General features: G+C 71.1%; 19 protein-coding genes. 11 read left to right on the forward strand and 8 right to left on the reverse strand.

Annotated features, from left to right (window positions below; translation table 11 throughout):
• Positions 1-75 precede the first annotated feature (75 nt).
• The 3 genes from ABD120_RS31580 (at position 76) to ABD120_RS31590 (ending at position 4,919) form a co-directional block, all read left to right on the forward strand.
• Positions 76-2,910, forward strand: coding sequence for an ATP-binding protein (locus ABD120_RS31580; protein WP_343953861.1), 2,835 nt, complete (start codon positions 76-78; stop codon positions 2,908-2,910).
• Between the two features lie 70 nt (positions 2,911-2,980).
• Complete coding sequence (locus tag ABD120_RS31585; protein WP_343953862.1) at positions 2,981-4,210, forward strand: MurT ligase domain-containing protein; 1,230 nt, start codon at positions 2,981-2,983, stop codon at positions 4,208-4,210.
• Complete coding sequence (locus ABD120_RS31590) at positions 4,200-4,919, forward strand: type 1 glutamine amidotransferase (RefSeq protein WP_343953863.1); 720 nt, start codon at positions 4,200-4,202, stop codon at positions 4,917-4,919. The genes ABD120_RS31585 and ABD120_RS31590 overlap by 11 nt, the downstream gene beginning before the upstream one ends.
• Before the next feature lie 30 nt (positions 4,920-4,949).
• On the opposite strand, the gene ABD120_RS31595 is transcribed toward ABD120_RS31590, so the two are convergent.
• Positions 4,950-5,312 (reverse strand): DsrE family protein, encoded by a 363-nt coding sequence (locus tag ABD120_RS31595; protein ID WP_343953864.1) that lies wholly within the window; start codon positions 5,310-5,312, stop codon positions 4,950-4,952.
• A 66-nt stretch (positions 5,313-5,378) separates the two neighbouring features.
• Here ABD120_RS31595 and ABD120_RS31600 point away from each other — a divergent pair, with 66 nt between their 5' ends.
• The 5 genes from ABD120_RS31600 to ABD120_RS31620 all read left to right on the forward strand — a co-directional run bounded on the left by ABD120_RS31600 (position 5,379) and on the right by ABD120_RS31620 (position 8,200).
• Positions 5,379-5,864 (forward strand): heme-binding beta-barrel domain-containing protein, encoded by a 486-nt coding sequence (locus ABD120_RS31600; RefSeq protein ID WP_343953865.1) that lies wholly within the window; start codon positions 5,379-5,381, stop codon positions 5,862-5,864.
• Positions 5,861-6,157: a DUF2470 domain-containing protein gene (locus ABD120_RS31605; RefSeq protein WP_343953867.1), complete on the forward strand. Its 297-nt coding sequence runs from the start codon at positions 5,861-5,863 to the stop codon at positions 6,155-6,157. The genes ABD120_RS31600 and ABD120_RS31605 overlap by 4 nt, the downstream gene beginning before the upstream one ends.
• Positions 6,158-6,466: 309 nt before the next feature.
• The gene (locus tag ABD120_RS31610; RefSeq protein ID WP_343953868.1) at positions 6,467-6,880 is read left to right on the forward strand and encodes a Fur family transcriptional regulator; all 414 of its coding nucleotides are present in this window, start codon (positions 6,467-6,469) and stop codon (positions 6,878-6,880) included.
• Between the two features lie 10 nt (positions 6,881-6,890).
• Positions 6,891-7,826 (forward strand): CAF17-like 4Fe-4S cluster assembly/insertion protein YgfZ, encoded by a 936-nt coding sequence (ygfZ, locus tag ABD120_RS31615; protein ID WP_343953869.1) that lies wholly within the window; start codon positions 6,891-6,893, stop codon positions 7,824-7,826.
• Between the two features lie 8 nt (positions 7,827-7,834).
• Positions 7,835-8,200: a cupin domain-containing protein gene (locus ABD120_RS31620; protein WP_343953870.1), complete on the forward strand. Its 366-nt coding sequence runs from the start codon at positions 7,835-7,837 to the stop codon at positions 8,198-8,200.
• A gap of 4 nt (positions 8,201-8,204) precedes the next feature.
• Here the strand turns inward: ABD120_RS31620 and ABD120_RS31625 are convergent, their stop codons facing one another.
• Positions 8,205-8,579: a hypothetical protein gene (locus ABD120_RS31625; protein WP_343953872.1), complete on the reverse strand. Its 375-nt coding sequence runs from the start codon at positions 8,577-8,579 to the stop codon at positions 8,205-8,207.
• Between the two features lie 75 nt (positions 8,580-8,654).
• The gene (gene dtd / locus ABD120_RS31630; protein WP_343953874.1) at positions 8,655-9,080 is read right to left on the reverse strand and encodes a D-aminoacyl-tRNA deacylase; all 426 of its coding nucleotides are present in this window, start codon (positions 9,078-9,080) and stop codon (positions 8,655-8,657) included.
• A 59-nt stretch (positions 9,081-9,139) separates the two neighbouring features.
• Here dtd and ABD120_RS31635 point away from each other — a divergent pair, with 59 nt between their 5' ends.
• Positions 9,140-10,060 (forward strand): asparaginase, encoded by a 921-nt coding sequence (locus tag ABD120_RS31635; protein ID WP_343953875.1) that lies wholly within the window; start codon positions 9,140-9,142, stop codon positions 10,058-10,060.
• Between the two features lie 7 nt (positions 10,061-10,067).
• Here ABD120_RS31635 and ABD120_RS31640 read toward each other — a convergent pair whose 3' ends face one another.
• A complete protein-coding gene (locus ABD120_RS31640) occupies positions 10,068-10,649 on the reverse strand; it encodes an ankyrin repeat domain-containing protein (RefSeq protein ID WP_343953876.1) in 582 nt (193 codons plus the stop codon).
• 278 nt (positions 10,650-10,927) lie between these two features.
• Complete coding sequence (locus ABD120_RS31645) at positions 10,928-11,542, reverse strand: GlcG/HbpS family heme-binding protein (RefSeq protein ID WP_343953877.1); 615 nt, start codon at positions 11,540-11,542, stop codon at positions 10,928-10,930.
• A 180-nt stretch (positions 11,543-11,722) separates the two neighbouring features.
• Here ABD120_RS31645 and ABD120_RS31650 point away from each other — a divergent pair, with 180 nt between their 5' ends.
• Together ABD120_RS31650 and ABD120_RS31655 are read left to right on the forward strand one after the other, a co-directional pair.
• Positions 11,723-12,859: a sensor histidine kinase gene (locus tag ABD120_RS31650; protein ID WP_343953878.1), complete on the forward strand. Its 1,137-nt coding sequence runs from the start codon at positions 11,723-11,725 to the stop codon at positions 12,857-12,859.
• Positions 12,856-13,476, forward strand: a complete 621-nt coding sequence (locus ABD120_RS31655; RefSeq protein WP_343953879.1) for a response regulator — start codon at positions 12,856-12,858, stop codon at positions 13,474-13,476. The genes ABD120_RS31650 and ABD120_RS31655 overlap by 4 nt, the downstream gene beginning before the upstream one ends.
• On the opposite strand, the gene ABD120_RS31660 is transcribed toward ABD120_RS31655, so the two are convergent.
• The 3 genes from ABD120_RS31660 to ABD120_RS31670 all read right to left on the reverse strand — a co-directional run bounded on the left by ABD120_RS31660 (position 13,471) and on the right by ABD120_RS31670 (position 17,843).
• Positions 13,471-14,568, reverse strand: coding sequence for a serine hydrolase domain-containing protein (locus ABD120_RS31660; protein ID WP_343953880.1), 1,098 nt, complete (start codon positions 14,566-14,568; stop codon positions 13,471-13,473). The two genes, ABD120_RS31655 and ABD120_RS31660, sit on opposite strands and share 6 nt — an antisense overlap.
• 54 nt (positions 14,569-14,622) lie before the next feature.
• Positions 14,623-16,266 (reverse strand): DUF2207 domain-containing protein, encoded by a 1,644-nt coding sequence (locus ABD120_RS31665; protein WP_343953881.1) that lies wholly within the window; start codon positions 16,264-16,266, stop codon positions 14,623-14,625.
• 86 nt (positions 16,267-16,352) lie between these two features.
• A complete protein-coding gene (locus ABD120_RS31670; protein WP_343953882.1) occupies positions 16,353-17,843 on the reverse strand; it encodes a hypothetical protein in 1,491 nt (496 codons plus the stop codon).
• Positions 17,844-18,118: the final 275 nt, after the last annotated feature.

An 18,118-nucleotide genomic window follows, 5' to 3' on the forward strand; every position in this document is an offset into this window, starting at 1 on the left:
TATCGGATCCAGTCGATTGCCGCACCCTCGCGAAGCTCTTCGTCTGAATGGGACTTCGTCACGATTCTTCCGGCTGTGCTCTCGGCGGCCCAGCGCGGCCGGCCGTTCGTGATCGGCTGGCTGTCGCGCGGCTCGGGCGCACCGCTCGAACTGATCACCAACGCGGGGCCGCTGTCGCCGCCCCGCCAGCCGCGCCGGGCGCCCGACCCGACCGGACCGCTGGGGCCGCAGCCGCTGCTGTTCCCCGGCGGGGCACGCGGGGTGCAACTCGGCGAGGAATACCTCGCCGACCTCGCCGACCTGGTCTGGACGCCCTGCCCCGGACGGCAGGCGCCGCCGCTCAACGGCCGCAGGGAGTTCGACCCCGACGAGCTGAAACGGCCGACCCTGTTCGAGGCGACGCTGGTCACGCTGATGTCGCGGCCGTTCGCCTGGCTGCTCGTGGCCGAGCCGACCGACCTGCTCGACGCCGAGGTCGCGCACCTGCGTACCCAGCTCAACGTGCTCCGCCAGTACGGCGACGCCTCCGAACGCTCCCGCTTCGACGCCGAACGCGCCGAACGCCGGATGCAGGAACTCGACGCCTTCCGCGAGGCCGGACTGTGGAACGTCCGGGTGCTGGCCGGAGCCGCCACCGCCGACGAGCTGCGCCAGATCGCCCCCGTGCTCGTCGGCTCGGTCGAGATCGGCCACCACCCGTACCGGCTGCGCAGCGCCGCAGGGGCCGTGTACGCGCTGTCCGAGGCGCTCGGCGTCGTCTCGCAGGACCCGGTCGACGGGGCCGCCTCGCCGTTCGCGGCGACGGCAGGGGCGCTGGCGGCGCTGGCCGGGCTGCCACGCCGCGAGGTGCCTGGACTTCGGGTGCTCGACGCCGGATTCTTCGACGTCACCTCCGAGACCTCCGACGCCGGAGAACTCGACCTCGGGGAGATCCTCGACGGCCAGGACCGGGGCGTCGGCAGCTTCCGGGTGCCGCTGGCCACGCTCAACAGGCACGCCTTCGTGACCGGGGCCACCGGCTCGGGCAAGTCGCAGACCGTGCGGCACCTGCTGGAGCAGCTCAGCCGCGCCCGCATCCCCTGGCTGGCCATCGAGCCCGCCAAGTCCGAGTACCCCGCCATGGCCGGGCGGCTCGACACCCCCGTCACCGTGATCAACCCGTCGGCGCCGGACAGCGTGCCGTTCAGCGTCAACCCGCTGGAGCCGGAGCCCGGCTACCCGGTGCAGGCGCACATCGACATGGTCAGGGCGCTGTTCATGGCCGCCTTCGACGCGGAGGAGCCGTTCCCGCAGATCATGTCGCTGGCGCTGCAGCGCGTGTACGAGGCCACCGGCTGGGACGTCGTCACCGGCGGCGCCGTACCCGGCTCGGAGGTACCGCCCACCGTGCCCACGCTGGAGCAGCTCCAGCAGCACGCCATGGACGTCATCAGGGAGATCGGCTACGGCCGCGAGGTGCAGGCGGACGTGGAGGGCTTCATCTCATTGCGGCTGCGCTCGCTGCGGGTCGGCTCGGCCGGGCGCTTCTTCGAGGGCGGCCACCCGGCCGACATCGGCGGGCTGCTGGAGCGCAACGTGGTCCTCGCCATCGAGGACGTGGCCAACGACGAGGACAAGGCGTTCCTGATGGGCACGCTGATCATCCGCATCGTCGAGCACCTGCGGATGCGCGCCCGCACCAGGAAGACCGCGAACCTCAGGCACGTGATCGTGATCGAGGAGGCCCACCGGCTGCTGCGCGACCGGGGCGCCGGACGCGCCTCCACCCACGCCGTCGAACTGCTCGCCGGGATGCTCGCCGAGATCAGAGCGTACGGCGAGGGCCTGGTCGTGGCCGAGCAGATCCCGACCAAGCTCGTCTCCGACGTGATCAAGAACACCGCGCTCAAGGTCGTCCACCGCCTGCCCGCCGAGGACGACAGGCAACTGGTCGGCGCCGCCATGAACCTCAGCGACGAGCAGTCCCGCCAGGTCGTCTCCCTGCCGCCCGGCGCCGCCGCCGTCTTCGCCGACGGCATGGACCGGCCGCTGCGCATCCGGGTACCGCTGGGCGAGTCGCGGGAGAAGACGCTGCCGGGGCCGCCGCCGCCCATAAGGGGACGGCGGTCGGCGGCGTGCGGGGCGCAGTGCCGTACCGGCCAGGCGTGCTCGCTCGTCGAACTGCGCGAGGCGGACGTGCTGGCCGACGCCCCCGCGTGGGCCTGGCTGCGCATCTGGTGCGACACGGTCGTCCTCGCCTACGTCAGCAACCGGCCGCTGCCCGGCGTGCCGCGCGTCCTCGCCGCCTCCTGGGCCGAACTGCCCGCGCGGCGCCGCGAGTGCCTGCTGGCCACCCTGGTCGAGCGGGCCGTCACCCGGCGGGCGTGGGCGCTGCGCAGCCTCTTCGACCCGGCGCTGCTCACCGCGAAGGCGGCGGAGAGCGCCGCCGCCCTGCTCGCCGCGAGCGAGAACGGCGGCGAGCGGCCGGGCGCCGCGTGGGTGATCCCGCAGGTGCGGTGGTTGCACGAGGTGGACAGGCTCTTCCCGTACGGTCACCCCGCCCCCGACCTGCACACCCCCGCCCCTGCCCTGGACTATCCGCTGTTCGGCGACGGCGGCCCCGCCGAACTCGTCCGTGCCGAACTGCTCGGCCACCGCGCCCGCGCCCTGCGCCACCACCCGCTGTCGATGGAGTTCCCGCACAACCGGGCGCTGGCCTGGCGGGTCATCCTCGGCGACGACGAGAACGAGGGCGTGCTGCGCGACATCCTCACCGTCGCCCTCGGCGTCGAGGCCGCCGCGCGGACCAGGCACGTCGGCCAGACGATGGGCGCCGGATGGCTGGAGAGCGTGCTGTCGTGGCCGCGCCGGTTCGTGATGCCCTTCGACGGAGGAGAGGCGCCGGAAATCACCTTCGCCGAGTCTGGGTAGAACGTCGGGTGTGTGCTCACGCACACCCGACCTTCGACGCCGCATGGCCAACCTTGACTAGGATCCACCTATGACCCAGCTTCCCCTGCGGGCGCAGCTCGCGAGCGCCCTGGGCCGCAGCGCCGCCACCCTGTCCAGAATGACCGGGCGCGGCGACGGATCTGTCATCGGCGGGCGCCTCGGCCTCATGCTGGAGCCCGACCTGCTGCGGCAGCTCGCGCGCGACCGCAGGCTGGCCCTGATCAGCGCGACCAACGGCAAGACGACCACCACCCGGCTGATCGCCTCCGCGCTGCTCGAACTCGGCGAGGTGGCCAGCAACGCCTTCGGTGCCAACATGCCTGCGGGCCACGTCGCGGCGCTGTCGCAGCAGAAGCACGCGCCCTTCGGCGTACTGGAGGTGGACGAGAAGTACCTCCCCGAGGTCCTCGACACCACGGGCGCGGGCGTCGTCTGCCTGATGAACCTCAGCCGCGACCAGATGGACCGCGCGGCCGAGATCTGGCTGCTGGCCCAGAAGTGGCGCAGGTCGCTGTCCGGCAAGCCCACGCACGTCGTCGCCAACTGCGACGACCCCCTCGTCACCTGGGGCGCCTCGACGGCCGCCAAGGTCACCTGGGTCTCCGGCGGGCAGCGCTGGAAGGAGGACAGCTGGTGCTGCCCCGAGTGCGGCGGCCCGCTCGACCGCAAGCACAACGACTGGGCCTGCCGCGAGTGCACCTTCCACCGGCCGGAGCCCCACTGGATCCTCGACGACGACGCGGTGATCGACCCGCGCGGCCGCCGCTGGGTCCTCGACATCCAGCTCCCCGGCCTCGCCAACCGCTCCAACGCGGCGATGGCGCTCGCCGTCGCCGAGGCGTTCGGGCTGCCCGTCGAGCGCGCGCTGCCGAGGCTGCGCGAGGTCTCCTCCGTCGCCGGGCGCTACACCACCGTCGAGCGCGACGGCCGCCACGCTCGCCTGCTGCTGGCCAAGAACCCGGCCGGGTGGCTGGAGGCGTTCGACGTGGCCGCCTCGCAGCTGCCGATCATCCTGTCGGTCAACGCCCAGGGCCCCGACGGGCGCGACACCTCCTGGCTGTGGGACGTCGACTACCGCATCCTGCGCGGCCGTCCCGTGTACGTCACCGGTGAGCGGCGCCTCGACCTCGCGTTGCGCCTCGACGTCGCCGACGTGCCGTTCACGGTGGTCAACACCTTCGCCGACGCCCTGGCCGCCCAGCCGCCCGGCCGGGTCGAGGTGATCGCGAACTACACCGCCTTCCAGCAGATCCGATCGGAGTTCGGCCGTGCCGTATGACAGCGCTCTGCGCATCGTCTGGATCTACCCCGACCTGCTGAGCACGTACGGTGACCAGGGCAACGCCCTGGTCCTCGAACAGCGCGCCCGGCGCCGGGGCATCCAGGCGGAGGTCGTCCACGTGCGCTCGGCCGACCCGGTGCCGGACAGCGGCGACATCTACCTGATCGGCGGCGGCGAGGACCGGCCGCAGATCCTGGCCGCCGAGCGCCTGCGCCGCGACGGCGGCCTCCACCGGGCCATCGGCAGAGGCGCGGCGATGCTGGCCGTCTGCGCGGGCTACCAGATCATGGGCTCGTCGTTCGGCGGCGAGGAGGGCCAGCCGGTCGGCGGTGTGGGCCTGCTCGACATCTCCAGCACCCGGGGTCCGGCCCGCGCGGTCGGCGAACTCGTGGCGGAGGTGGACAGCGCGCTCAACCTGCCGATGCTGAGCGGCTTCGAGAACCACATGGGCGTCACCCACCTCGGGCCCGGCGTCCGGCCGCTGTCGCGCACCGTGGTCGGCGTCGGCAACGGCGACGGCTACGAGGGCTGCTATGCCGGGCACGTGATCGGCACCTACCTGCACGGCCCCGCCCTGGCCCGCAACCCGGCGCTGGCCGACCTGCTGCTCCACTGGGCGGTCGGCGACCTGCCGGCGCTCGACGACCGGTGGTACGAGGCGCTGCGCAACGAGCGCCTGGAGGCGGTGCTACCCAGCCCCCAATAGCCTCCCATGTGGCGGCCCCGCGCGGAGCCGTCAGTAGACGAGGGCCTGTGCGCCCTCGCTGACGGCCTCCTCGACGAACGCCGGGGCGCCCGCGATGCGCACGCCCTCGATGAGGTCGTCGACCGTGATCTCGCGGCGGGCCGCACACTGCGTGCACACCGTGACCCGGCCCGCTGCCAGCACCGCGTCGAGCAGGTCGGTGAGGGGTGCCGCGTGGGGCAGGTCGAAGTCCTTGGCGCGGCCCGGCAGCGCGAACCACGAGGCCTCGCCGGTGAGCCACAGCGACACGGGAACACCGCTCGCCAGCGCGGCCGCGGCGACGGTGAAGGCCTGATTGCAGCGCTCGGGGGCGTCGGCCCCCGCAGTCACCTTGATCACCAGTGATCGTCCCATGGCCGCCACCCTACCGCCCCCCGTCCTGCGGGGTCCTGCGGGACGGGGACGGGATAGAGTCGGAGGATGGACGTTGAGGTGCATGAGAGCCTTGAGCACATTGCGTTCCTGCTGGGCAGGTGGGAAGGCGCCGGGGTCGGGGGATATCCGACGATCGACAGCTTCAATTTCGGGCAGGAGATCGAGTTCGGCCACAACGGCAAGCCGTTCCTGACCTACACCAGCCGCACCTGGCTCCTCGACGAGGCGGGCGGGCGCGTGCGCCCGCTGGCGACCGAGACCGGCTACTGGCGGGCCCAGCCCGACCGGCAACTGGAGGTCGTGCTCGCGCACCCGACGGGCATCGTCGAGATCTACGTCGGCGAGGTCGTCTTCCACAAGATCGAACTCCGCACCGACGTGGTGGCGCGCACGCAGAGCGCCAAGGAGTACACCGCGGGCCACCGCCTCTACGGCCTGGTCAACGGCAACCTGATGTGGGCCTACGACATGGCCGCCGAGGGCCACCCGCTGACCTCGCACATGTCCGCCGAGTTGAAGAAGGTCGCATGAGCGGGCCGTTCACGGCGGAGGCCGTCGAGGCGATCAAGCGCCACATGAACGACGACCACGCGGACGACGCGCTCATCATCGTCCGTGGGCTGGGCGGGCGTCCGGCCGCCACGTCGGCGCTGACCAGCGGGCTCGACGCGGAGGCGATCGAGTTCACGATCGACGGCGGCGAGACGGTGCGCGTGCCGTGGGGCGAGACGCTGACCGAGCGCCCGCAGGTGCGCAAGGCGGTCGTCATGCTCTACCGCCGTTCGTGCGAGTCCCTCGGCATCCCCTGGCGCTCCGAGCACTGACCGTCACGGCCCAGAGCCGTCGGAGGCGGCGGCTCGGCACGAGAAAGGCCCCGGACTGTTTTCCGCCTGGGGTCAGGCGGGCTGGATGGACCATGGTCGGGATGGACCTCCCGCCCTCCAGCAGTCTCGGGGCCTCGGTGGTTGCCTCGTATTTCGCCGAAACGGCGCGAGACGTGGAGTCCGCACCGTTAGCGGACAACCACCTCGCTAGTCCAACTATGAATCACCATTGCGTGGACCACCTCCTTTCTGCGTGGAGTTGACGTTATGCGAGCCCCCAGAACCCGGGCAAGCGATTATTCTCGGGGCATGACGGAGACGCAGTGGCACGAGGAACTCCGCGCCAAGGGCTATCGGGTGACGCCCCAGCGGCAGCTGGTGCTGGAGGCCGTCAAGGAGCTGGAACACGCCACGCCGGAGGACATCTGCGTCAAGGTCCGCCAGACGGCGCGCGGCGTCAACATCTCCACGGTCTACCGCACCCTGGAGTTGCTCGAAGAGCTCGGCATGGTCACCCACACCCATCTGGGTCATGGCGCCCCCAAATACCACCTGGCCGCCGAGGCGGACCACGTGCACCTGGTCTGCCGCGACTGCGGCGAGGTCGGCGAGGTGGGGCTCGACATGGCCGCCGGGCTGGTCAAGGGGCTGGAGGAGAAGCTCGGCTTCGCCGCGGACGCCAGGCACCTGACCGTCTTCGGCCGGTGCAGGAACTGCCGATAGTCTGGAGAGCATGCGTAGCCCTCTGCTCGACCTTCCCGGCGCCGTCGCGGCGGACGCCCCTGACGCCGACGTGGCGGCTCACTACGGCGACCTGTTCGCCGAGCAGCGCGCGTTCGTCAAAGGGGAGGCGGTCGTCGACCGCAGCAACCGCGAGATCGTCCGTGTCTCCGGGGCAGACCGGCTGAAATGGCTCAACGACCTCACCTCCAACAAACTCGACACGCTGCAGCCGGGGGAGTGGACCCAGACGCTCGTCCTCGACCTCCAGGGCCGCGTCGAACACCACCTGACGCTGGTCGACGACGGCGCCGCCGTACTCGCGCACGTCGAGCCCGGTACGTCCGGCGCGCTGATCGACTACCTCGACCGGATGCGGTTCATGCTGCGCGTCGAGGTGTCCCGCGTCGACGACCTCGCGGTGGTCTCGACCTCGCAGGGCGACGCGTTCATCCCGCGCGAGGAACTCAACGAGGGGCTCGGCAGGCCGGCCGGCCTGTGGGCGTACGAGGCGTGGCGCATCGAGCACCACCAGCCCCGGCTGGGCTTCGACACCGACCACAAGACGATCCCCCACGAGGTGGGGTGGATCGGTCAGGCCGTCCACCTGACGAAGGGGTGCTACCGGGGGCAGGAGACCGTCGCCCGCGTCCACAACCTGGGCCACCCGCCCAGGCGGCTGGTGTTCCTGCACCTCGACGGCAGCGTCGACACCCTGCCCGTGCACGGCGCCCCGGTGATCTTCGAGGACCAGGAGGTCGGCACCGTCGGCTCGGCCGCCCGCCACCACGAACTCGGCCCGATCGCCCTCGCGGTCGTCAAGCGCACGGTCTCCGTCGACGCGCCCCTGCTGGCCGGTGGCGTCGCCGCCGCCCAGGAGGTCATCGTGCCGCCGGACGCCGGCCGCAACGTCAGCATCGACCCGGCTCTGCGGCGCCGCGTCCGCTAGGGTCGCGCGTGGACGACGGCGTGGACGCCAGTGTGTACGTCGGCAACGCCGGCAAGGACGCTGCGCTCGACCGAGGCTGGCTGCTCGGGCACTTCAAGGACCCGGGCGACCCGCGCCACTGCGCTGACGTGGAGATCAAGTGGGGTCTGCACCCGCAGGGCGAGGCCCGCTCTCGCTGGGTCCGGGGCGAGGAGCGCACCGCGCTCCTGCTTCTCGTCAGCGGCCGCTTCCGCGTCGAACTGCCCGGCCGCAGCGTCCTGCTGGAGGAGCAGGGCGACTACGTGGTGTGGGGGCGGGGCGTCGATCACTCCTGGATCGCGGAGGAGACATCGGTCGTCCTGACCGTACGGTGGCCGTCCGTGCCCGGCTACTGACCGGTCACGACGGCTTGCCGTTGACGACGAGCCGGGTCGTCTGCGGGAGGCTCATCTCATAGGTGGCGGAGCAGGCGCGCTCGCAGTCGAAGGACACCGTCAGCCGGTTGTCCGACCACGACTCCGAGTGGTGGCGGTTGCCGGTCCAGCGTAGGGTGCGGATGATGTGGAGGCCCGTGCCGTCGCCGCGCTTCACCTTGACGTCGACCGCCCCGTTCGTCTCGACGTCCACCTGGTCGCCGTCGAGTTCGTAACGTGAGGAGGTCGTCTCGGCGCGCGCCTGGTCCGGCTCGTTGTTCAGGTAGATCGCCGCTCCCACCGTCAGCGCCAGGACGCTCAACGCGACCGGCACCGACAACCCGATGAGGATCGTTCGCATGACAGCACCCTAGATACGGCGGCGGATCGGCTCCATGGCCTTGGTAGCCCGATTCGCAGTAGGGCAAACCCCACCCTACAGGTCGATCACCAGCGTGATCGGGCCGTCGTTGACCAGGGCGACCTTCATGTCCGCGGCGAACCGGCCGGTCTCCACCCGGGCGCCCAGCGCCCGTAGTTCGGCGATGACGGCCTCGACCAAGGGCTCGGCCACCGGGCCGGGGGCGGCGGCCTGCCAGGTCGGGCGGCGGCCTTTGCGGGCGTCGCCGTACAGGGTGAACTGGCTGACCACCAGCAGCGGGGCGCCGAGGTCCGAGCAGGACTTCTCGCCGTCGAGGATGCGCAGCCCCCACAGCTTGGCGGCCAGTCTGGCGGCGTGGGACGGGGTGTCGGTGTGGGTGACGCCGACCAGGACCAGCAGGCCCGGCTCGTCGATCGCGCCCACCGTCCGGCCTTCGACCGTCACCGACGCCGAACTCACCCGCTGCACCACCGCTCGCATGACATTCCATTGTGGTCCATGCGCGGACCCTTCGTAGACTCATGGGGAAAGGGGTGGAAATGTCGCTGGTTGTGGAAGTTGTCCGTTCCGGGTTCGTGGAGTCCACTCACCTGGCCCGGATGCTCACGGTGAGCGCCGACGGGGCACCCGTCCAGGCGTACGGTGCGGTCCACGTGCCCGCCTCGCCGCGCTCGTCGCTGAAGCCGGTGCAGGCGGTCGGCATGCTCCGCAACGGGCTGGACCTCGACGGCGAGCTGCTCGCCCTCGCCGCCGCGTCGCACTCCGGCGAGCCGTTCCACGTGGCCGGCGTGCGCCGGATCCTCGCCGGCGCGGGGGCGGAGGAGTCCGCGCTACGGTGCCCGGAGGACTATCCGGAGGACCGTACGGTCACCGACCGCGCGCGCGTCCTCATGAACTGCTCGGGCAAGCACGCCGCGATGCTGGCCACCTGCCTCGTCAACGACTGGCCCACCGGGAACTACCTCGACCCCGTCCACCCGCTGCAGCGCGGCATCCGCGCCACCGTCGAGGAACTGACCGGCGAACGCGTCGCCGCCTCCGGTGTCGACGGCTGCGGCGCGCCCCTGTTCTTCGTCTCGATGCTGGGGGTGACGAAGGCGTTCCGCGCCCTCGCGCTCGCCGCGCCGGGCAGCCACGAGCGCCGGGTGTTCGACGCGATGCGCACCAACCCCGAATGGACCTCCGGCACGACCCGGCCCGAGGCCCGGCTGATGCGCGCGGTCCCCGGGCTGGTGGCGAAGGTGGGCGCCGAGGGCTTCGACGCGTTCGTCTTCGAGGACGGCCGGGCGGGAACCGTCAAGATCGAGGACGGCTCGCCGCGCGCCCGTACTCCCGTGACGGTCGCCGCCCTGCGCGGCCTCGGCCTGGACGCGCCCGAACTCGCCGGCCTCGCCACCACTCCGTTGTACGGCGGCGGCCGCCCGGTGGGCGAGATCCGGCTCCGCAGTATCGTGCCCTAGCGTTCGCTCACCCTCGGAGGATCGCGGCGACTTCCTTCTGGCCCTTTTCGACCGCGTGCTGGAGGGCCGTGACGCCGTCGCGGTCGGCGAGGTCGCGGTCGGCTCCGGCGGCCAGCAGCAGGCGGACGATCTCCTGGTACGCCGCCGAGCCGTCACCCAGGATCACCGCCTCAAGGAGGCCGGTCCAGCCGAGGTTGTTGACGTGGTCGACGGCGATGCCGGTCTTCAGCACCTCGCGGACGTAGTCCACGTGCCCGCGCTCGCAGGCCGGGATCAGCGAGATCCCGCCGTACCGGTTCCTGATCGTGAGATCGGGCCCGGCGGGCAGCAGCGCCCGCATCATGGCCACGCTGCCCGTGACGCCCGTCACCAGCCACGGGGTGTCGCTCTGGGCGTCCAGCGCGTTGGGGTCCGCGCCGGCGGCGACCAGGATCTGGGCGACCTCGACGTGGTCGGCGGCTGAGGCCAGCAGCAGCGCGGTGCGGCGCCGGGAGTCGCGCGCCTCCAGGTTCGCGCCTTCGGTGACGGCCTCGCGTACGGCCTCGGCGTCTCCTGCGGCGGCGGCTGTGAGCAGTTGTTCGTCAAGCACGTCTGATCCTTTCACGGTGCTCGGTGAGGTACGTCCGGGTTCGGGGGATTTCGCCCGTTCCGCCCCTCCTCCGCAGGCCACCACCACCATGCCGAATCCGGCAAGCAGCAGTCCACGCCTGGTCACCGCACCCATCTCACTCTCCAACCCTCTTCCACACAGCATCACCCGAACAATCCAGTGCTCTGACCGTCATCCGTGGCCAGACCCGGTGAGAGCGTCACCCACCGGGCAGAAGGTGCTCCTGAGACAGCCGGTACGCCGCTTCGGGGCTGCGGTCAGCCGAGTTGGCCTTCGACGGCCTTCAGCCCCGCGCGGGCGATGGCCTCGTCGATCTCGCCGCTGGGGGCGCCGCCGACGCCGATGCCCGCGATCGGCGCGCCGCCGGACGCCACGGGAATCCCGCCCGCCAGCAGCAGCGTGCCGGGGATCGCCGACAGCGCCGGGTTCTTGATCGCCGACGTCGGCTGGCCGAAGGACACGGACGTGAACGCCTTGCGGCGGGCGGACTCCTCGGTCTGGGGTCCGGCGCCGTCGCCCTTGACGATCAGGCGGGTGGCGCCGGAGCGGTCCACGATGGCCACGGTCACGCGCTGCTTCTGCTTGGCGGCCTCCTTCAGTGCCGCGTCCGCGATCTTCATGGCGGCGTCGGAGGAGAGGACGGGCTGCTGGACGACGGCCTGGTTCTTGGCGGTCGCAGCCGCTTCGACGGCGGCCGACGCGACAGTGGCCGCGGACGTCGGCGCGGCCTTTACGGCCGATGCGGCGGCGAGCGCCTGGGCAGGCGGCTGGGCCGAGACGGCCTGCGCGGATGCGGGTACGGCCTGAGCGGCGGCGAGGCCGCCGACGAGGGCGAGCCCGGCGAGTGAGCCGATCACCGTGCGCTTGTTCATGAGGTCTGCTCCCGTTCCGGTCGTTTGCGTTGTCACCAGCGTGCCGTCGGGGCACCGGCCCGCCATCGAGAGACCGATGGACCCGTGCGGGAGAATCGATGGAGGGCCAGGTCAATCGAATGGTTGATGTGCGAGGTCGAGACCGTGACTAGCGTCGGCCCTCTGGACGAGGAGGGCAGGATGGAACGGGTCTGGCTCAACCGGGCCATGCACGCCGGGTTCTTCCTGCTGCTCGCCGCCTCGGCGTCGCGCCTGGTGGTGCGGCACGCGATGGACACCAGGACGATCGTGTCGCTGGCCGTCGCCGCTCTGCTGGCCGTCGTGTACGCCGGAGGCGTCGCCCTGTGGGATCGCCTCGGCAGAGGCGGCAGGCTGGCCTGGCTGGCCGTGGTGCTGGCCTGCTGGCTGGTCGTGGCCGAGTTGGCCCCGTCGTTCGCCTGGTGCGCGATCCCGCTGCTGTACCTGTGCCTGCGACTGCTGTCGCTGCGCCTGACGCTGGTGGCGGCGGCGGTGCTCACGATCGCGGTGATCATCGCGCAGATCAGCCTGGCGGACCGGTTCGACCCGAGCCTGGTACTGGCGCCGATCGCGGTGGCGGCGATGACCATCGTGATCTTCTGGGAGCTGAGGAAGGCGGGAGTCATGCAGGAGCGCGAGCGGCTCTCGCGCGAGATCCACGACACGCTCGCCCAGGGGCTGACCAGCCAGCGGATGCTGCTGCAGGCCGCCGACCGGGTGTGGGAGTCCGATCCCGACCAGGCCAGGGTGTACGTCAGGACCGCGATCGACGCGGCGGGGGAGAACCTCGACGAGGCCCGCAGGTTCGTCCGCGACCTCGGCCCGGCGCCGCTGGCGCTGCGGTCTCTGCCCGACGCGATCCGGGCGCTCGGGGCGGAGTTCCGGCTGGAGGGTACGGAGTACCCACTGGACGACCGTACCCAGGCCGTGCTGTTGCGGGTGGCGCAGGGCGCGCTGGCCAACGCGCGCGAGCACGCGCACGCCGACCGGGTGATCGTCACCCTGTCCTATCTGGAGGGGGAGGTGACGCTCGACGTGTACGACGACGGTGTGGGTTTCGACCGGACCATGGCGGTCACGAGAGCGGGCCGAGGGTACGGCCTGCGGATGATGCGTGACCGGCTGAAGGAAGTGGGCGGCACGCTCACCGTGGAGAGCGCGCCCGGCGAGGGCACCGCCCTGGCGGCCCGGATCCCGGTGGGCGCCACCGGCGGGGAGACGGACCCGGGCGAGGAGGCGACACGCAGGCAGGAGGGCCCGGGTAGGAAGGGGTCCGGTGTGAGGAGGGGGCCGGAGTGAGGCTGTTCCTGGTTGACGATCACCCGGTGGTGCGGGCGGGGATCGCCGCGCTGGTCGGCGGCGAGTCCGACATGGAGATCGTGGGGGAGGCGGAGAACGCCGAGGACGCCCTGCGGCTGATCGCGTTGCGCGAGCCGGACGTCGTCCTCATGGATCTGCAGCTCGGCGACGGGCCGGACGGTGTCGAGGCCACCCGCAAGGTCCGCGCCCTGCCGACGGCGCCGCAGGTGCTGGTGCTGACGACGTACGAGACCGATTCCGACATCGTGCGGGCGATCGACGCCGGTGCGACCGGGTACGTCCTGAAAGCCTGCCCGCCCGACGAACTGTTCCAGGCGATCCGGGCGGCGGCCCGTGGGGAGACCGCGCTGTCGCCGAGGGTCGCGACCCGGATGATGCGCAGGATGCGCGATCCCGGCCCGGCCCTGACAGCGCGCGAGATCGAGATTCTCGAACTGCTGTCGAAGGGCGCGGGCAACAAGGAGATCGCCAGGGCGCTGTTCATCACGGAGGCGACGGTCAAGACCCACCTCAATCACGTGTACGGCAAACTCGGCGTGGACACGCGCACAGCCGCCGTCAGCAAAGCCGTCGAGCTGGGATATATCCGTCTATAGGATCACCTGGGCGATACGGTCCACCGTCTCGAACGGGTCCCCCATGCCCAGCCGGTTCTTGGTGATGCCGATCGACAGCCCGGAGGCCCGGTCGGCGAAACCGGCGGTGCCGCCGCTGCCGCCGTACCCGAAGACGGACTGGCTCGTGATCGTCTGCGTGAGCCCGACCGCGTAGCCGAGCCCCCAGGTCGCGGGCGCGCCGGTGGTCTCGTCCAGGCCGGAGACCTGCGGCGAGGTGGCCTCGGCCAGCCGCTCGGGCGAGATCAGCCGCCCGGCCAGCAGCGCGTCGTACATCGTGGCCAGCGCCCGCGCGGTGGCGGTCGCCCCGGCGTCGGAGGTCAGCACGTCGGCGCGGTTGCTGAAGGCTGCGTCCGGCAGGCCCTGGAGCGGCGCGGCGGTGTAGCCGTCCACGACCCTGAAGAACGGGATCTGGGCCATGACCTCGGGCGGCAGCTCCATGGCCGGGCCCTCCGGGTCCTCGATGACCGCGAGGCGGGGCAGCTCGGACTCGGGCAGCGCCAGGAACAGCTCGTTCGCGATGCCGAGCGGCTCGGCCACGGTCTCGCGCAGCAGCTCGGAGATCGTCTTGCCGGTGGCCCGGCGGGCGACCTCGCCGACGACGTACATGAACGTCTGCGGATGGTAGCCCATCTTCGTGCCCGGCTCCCACCAGGGGGTGGCGGCGGCGATGCGCTCGCACATGCCCTGCCAGTCGGCGATGTCGGCCGCCGTGGTGTCCAGCGGGACGCCGGGGACGCCGAGCCGGTAGGTGAGCGCGTGCCGCAGCGTGGCCTTGTCCTTGCCGTGGGCGCCGAACTCGGGCCACAGCTCGGCGATGGGGGCGTCGAAGTCGACCTGGCCCCGCTCGGCCAGGATGTGCGCGACCGTGGTGATCATGCCCTTGCCCGTCGAGGTGACGTACACGGGGGTGTCGGAGGTGAAGGGGCGGCCGGTCGCGGGGTCGGCGACGCCCGCGACCGCGTCCACGATCTGCTCGCCGCTCTTGAAGACGGCGACCTGGACGCCGCGCTCGGTGCCCGACTCGACGAGCTCGTCGATCACGGCCTGTACGTTCTTCTGCGTGTCAGTCATGCGGGTAAGACGGGGGCCTGGCCGAAAAGGAATCGGTCCGACCTGAAGATTTTCTCAGAGCGACCGGAGCTGCCTCGTGGCCGAGATCGCGCCCGACGTGGTCGTGGTGAAGGTGCGCATGGACCCGGCGAACTTCGACAGGTCCCACTCGGCCGGGCCGTGGTACCAGTACAGGTTGTCGGCCTGCTGCCCGTCGCCGGTCACCGAGGCGACCAGCCGCGACCAGTGCTCGACCCCGTCGAAGATCACCGCATAGGGCAGGTAGCGGGAGAAGAGCTCGACCCGGTGCTGCTCGGGCACGTCGCCGAGTTCGCCGGAGAACAGGTACTCCCGAAAACCCATGGTGTGCGCGAGCGCGGCCGAGCCCTTGGCGGTCTTGGCGGGCATGTACTGGCCGCCGACGGTCAGTGCGGCGCCGCCGATGACGACGGCCAGGCCGAGCAGGCCGTACGTGGTGAACCAGGCCAGCGCCGCCGTGGCCAGCAGCCCCGCCACGATCAGGACCGCGCCGATGACGGTCCAGCGGGTGCGCTCGCTGTCGGGGCGGCGGGCGAACCAGCCCTGGCGGACGACGTCCGCGTACAACTCGTCGCGGACCTTTCCGAGGTTCTGCGCGAACGACCCGGACAACTGCGACAGCAGTACGGCCTCGCGCCCGTCGAACACCGCGTCGTACAACGCCCTCTCGTACGGCAGCAGCGTGTCCATCGGCGCGGACGGCAGCCTGACCAGCATCCAGTCCGGCGCGTCGTAGACCTGCCTGGGCTGCTCGTCGATGCGCAGGAAGCCGCGTACGGCGAGGTCCACGATGGTCGCGGTGACGTCGACCACGTCGGCCTGCTCGTCCACCAGCGTGCCGATCTGGCCGGGGCGTACGCCGTCCGGCGGGGTGAAGTGCCCGTCGAGGACGGCTGCGACGCGGTGGTCCTGCCCGGCCGCGCGGGCGTCGCGGCCCCGCGTCCAGTAGAGGAGGGTGACGCCGCCGAGCATCAGCACCAGCAGCCCGGCGAGGGCGCCGCCGGTGACGGTGTTCAGCGTGAACGCGGCCGCCAGCGAGAAGCGGCGCTCCAGGATCGGGGCGCCGGACGTGGTGCCGCCGGGGTAGCCGACGACGACGGTCAGCGCCTGGCCGGAGGCGAGGTTCTCCTGCTCGAAGTCCGCCTGGGTGGCGCTGTGGTCCATGGAGGCGCTGGTGCAGCCGATCGCCGAGGTGAGCGCGCCGGCGAAGCAGGTCAGGTTCTGGACCATGCCGCCGGTGACCCTGACCGTGGCCTTGGAGACGGGGACGTTCCAGCCGCTGACGGCGAACCAGCGCAGCTCCTGTACGTCACCGGACGGCGTGACCGCCCCCGCCACCTCGTAGGTGACGGTGGCGGGCGCCCTGACCGTGAGCACGTCCCCGGTGAGGGTGCCGCCCTTGACGTTGGACAGGCGGTAGAGACGGTCGTGCTCGTCGTCGTAACGGGTCCTGGTGAGTACGGTGCGCCTGACCTCGCCGGGGGTCTGGCTGCCGATCTTCTCGCTGACCTGGAGGACGCCGTCCTTGCGGAGGTTGATGGTGGTTTCACTGGTGATGGTTCCGGGCGCGCTCCCGACGCCGGCGGGAACCGAGGTCACCGCCATCGCCGCGGCGGGCGTCGCACTCACCGCCATCGCCACGGCGCCCAGCGTGGCCAGCATCAGCCTGATTCCCGTCATGGCGGCACATCGTATCGGTTGCCCCTTGAGGGCAACTTTCAGCGTTGGACGGCAGATCTCCGGCCGGATATGCCGCATCTTCCCGTTCAGAGGGCGAACGGATCCGCCCGCCCCGTGTAGTGCTCCGGTAGGCGGACGTCGGTCAGGGGGATCACTTGGCCGGTGGGAGCTTTACCGCGCGAGGTGGTCTGCCGCAACCGCTTCTGGCAGAGTTCGGTCGGGGTCTGGCTCAGGACGAGGTTGGCGTAGCCCTCCTTCCGCAGCTCGAAGCAGAGCGCCTTGATCAACCGGGCGGACAGCTTCGGATGGCGGCGGGAGTCGACAAGGTGGAAGTAGCGGAGTTCGCAGGCGTCGGGGGTCGGATGCCCCAGAACCGCGCCGATGACACCGAGCAACTCACTCCGATGGTCCTGATCGAGTACCAGCAGAAGACGCTGCTCACCGGCGCCGGTGTCCTGGAAGATCTGACGGCGCAGTTCGGCGACGCTGCGCAAACCGGTCAGCTCGGTCACCAGCGGTTCGTCGTAGGGCTCGTAGTCGCGGACGCGGTCTGCGTAACCCAGCTTGAGGTCGAGATACTCCTCGTGCTCGCACGGCATCAGCCACCCGTGTTCACGCCCGCAGCCGGGATCCCAGTGGTAGGCGTAGTGGATGAGAGAGGCGGCCAGGTCCGGGTGGGCGCTGGCCCAGATGTCGTCGAAGACGAACCAGGGCCGAAGGCCGAAGATGTCCGTGTGCAAGGCCATCTGCGCCAGGTGTTCGCCGACCTGGACCAGGGTCCGCTCGGGCCGCCGACCGTCTTTCGGCGTGAAGGTGCGCAGGTGTTCCATCGCCGCCCGGTGCGCTTGGTCGTGTGGCTCGGGGAAATCTCTGGCGTCGCCCGCGAACCGGTTGAGACGATCGAGGGCGGATGCGATGCCGTCTTCGTCCGGGGCCACCAAAGCTCTGAGGTCGAGGAGATAGCCGGGCCAGTTGTCCGGATTCTCGATGGGCCGGCGAAGTGCGGCGCCGAACTGAGGCAGCCGCACACCGGGGAAGACACTGGTCTCATCCCAGCCGAGGGTGTCGTGCCTGTCCTCTAGGGAGAAGAACAGGAAGTAGGTGGCGCCGACGTCGCCGGTTGACGGTGCGGCGAGTTCCTCGCAGCGGAAGGGCGCGACGAACGGCGCCGGCCCGGGAGCGACGGCATCGGGCAGCGGCCAGGACGGATGGACGGCGTAGGCCCAGCGGTCCGGTTGTTCGGCGACGCGGGCGTCGTCGACGAAGTAGAACGCCTCCTCCAGATTCGTGCCCATGCTGCTGATGCGGATGCTGTGGGCATCGATGTGCAGCTCACTGTCGGCCCACAGCTGCATCCGAATCCGGCGGCGTAGTTCGACCAGGTCCTCCGGAGGGGTGTCGCCGCATTCCACGAGCCGCTCCAGCTCGTAGGGTGCATCGTCCAGGTCGGCGTGCGCGCGGTCGAGGCCGCCCGGCTCCCACAAGCCGCGAAACCAGTCCAGGACGGTGCGGCCAGGCACGTGCCGGACTCTTTTGCACAGCGGCCCGGCCTCCCAGTCGCGATGGATGAAGTACATCAGATGCGGACTCCTGAGGTGATGGTGGCTGACCGGCCAGGTCACCGACCCTTCGGTGCGTGATCGAGCGTCGGGTCAGCTGCGCGGCCCAGAACCCGTGACGACCCTTGTGTGGTTCTGTCCGGGTCCAGCGCCAGTCGACACGAGCCAGGTCTCATCCGAGCCGACTCTTCGTCACGAGTCGGGTTTCGGCCGGGGCGGAGGAGAACTCGGTGATCGCCGGTCGGCCGACTCCGCCCGGATTAGAATGCCGACCGGCTCAAGACGATCTCCTC

This window comes from Nonomuraea longicatena (assembly GCF_039525605.1).
In the GTDB taxonomy this organism is placed as follows: domain Bacteria; phylum Actinomycetota; class Actinomycetes; order Streptosporangiales; family Streptosporangiaceae; genus Nonomuraea; species Nonomuraea longicatena.

Excerpts from the sequence above, each read along its gene's own strand:
- ABD120_RS31600 (WP_343953865.1), top strand. The coding sequence starts at position 5,379 with ATGGACGTTGAGGTGCATGAGAGCCTTGAGCACATTGCGTTCCTGCTG.
- ABD120_RS31635 (WP_343953875.1), top strand. The coding sequence starts at position 9,140 with ATGTCGCTGGTTGTGGAAGTTGTCCGTTCCGGGTTCGTGGAGTCCACT.
- ABD120_RS31605 (WP_343953867.1), top strand. The coding sequence starts at position 5,861 with ATGAGCGGGCCGTTCACGGCGGAGGCCGTCGAGGCGATCAAGCGCCAC.
- ABD120_RS31625 (WP_343953872.1), bottom strand. The coding sequence starts at position 8,579 with ATGCGAACGATCCTCATCGGGTTGTCGGTGCCGGTCGCGTTGAGCGTC.
- ABD120_RS31585 (WP_343953862.1), top strand. The coding sequence starts at position 2,981 with ATGACCCAGCTTCCCCTGCGGGCGCAGCTCGCGAGCGCCCTGGGCCGC.
- dtd (WP_343953874.1), bottom strand. The coding sequence starts at position 9,080 with ATGCGAGCGGTGGTGCAGCGGGTGAGTTCGGCGTCGGTGACGGTCGAA.
- ABD120_RS31660 (WP_343953880.1), bottom strand. The coding sequence starts at position 14,568 with ATGACTGACACGCAGAAGAACGTACAGGCCGTGATCGACGAGCTCGTC.
- ygfZ (WP_343953869.1), top strand. The coding sequence starts at position 6,891 with ATGCGTAGCCCTCTGCTCGACCTTCCCGGCGCCGTCGCGGCGGACGCC.
- ABD120_RS31650 (WP_343953878.1), top strand. The coding sequence starts at position 11,723 with ATGGAACGGGTCTGGCTCAACCGGGCCATGCACGCCGGGTTCTTCCTG.
- ABD120_RS31645 (WP_343953877.1), bottom strand. The coding sequence starts at position 11,542 with ATGAACAAGCGCACGGTGATCGGCTCACTCGCCGGGCTCGCCCTCGTC.
- ABD120_RS31670 (WP_343953882.1), bottom strand. The coding sequence starts at position 17,843 with ATGTACTTCATCCATCGCGACTGGGAGGCCGGGCCGCTGTGCAAAAGA.
- ABD120_RS31610 (WP_343953868.1), top strand. The coding sequence starts at position 6,467 with ATGACGGAGACGCAGTGGCACGAGGAACTCCGCGCCAAGGGCTATCGG.
- ABD120_RS31595 (WP_343953864.1), bottom strand. The coding sequence starts at position 5,312 with ATGGGACGATCACTGGTGATCAAGGTGACTGCGGGGGCCGACGCCCCC.
- ABD120_RS31665 (WP_343953881.1), bottom strand. The coding sequence starts at position 16,266 with ATGACGGGAATCAGGCTGATGCTGGCCACGCTGGGCGCCGTGGCGATG.